We start from the raw sequence: 285 nt of genomic DNA, 5'->3' as shown, positions 1-285 counted from the left end.
AATGGCATCATTGCCCATGATCCAAATGGAAATTTTGATATCAACACTCTGAAAAAACGTGCTCAAAAATGGACTGGTCTCGTAAATCTTGATCTGGCACAAGAAGTAACATCAAAGCAATCAATGAAATGGAATGAAAAACCATGGGTTTGGAATAAAGGCTATAAAACAAATAATGATGCATCTAATTTTCACATTGTCGCGATTGACTATGGCATTAAACGCAACATTCTGCGACTTATAGCTGCACACAGTGCACATATAACCATTGTTCCAGCAAACACA

At 36.8% G+C, this 285-nt stretch carries 1 pseudogene; it reads left to right on the top strand.

The features are described 5' to 3' along the window. Window positions 1-285 (top strand): annotated as a pseudogene (locus ACFINZ_RS11445) (carbamoyl phosphate synthase small subunit); the annotation flags it as partial.

It is taken from the genome of Bartonella sp. AA81SXKL (assembly GCF_042196945.1).
In the GTDB taxonomy this organism is placed as follows: domain Bacteria; phylum Pseudomonadota; class Alphaproteobacteria; order Rhizobiales; family Rhizobiaceae; genus Bartonella.
This window is presented reverse-complemented; position numbering and strand designations above follow the sequence as displayed.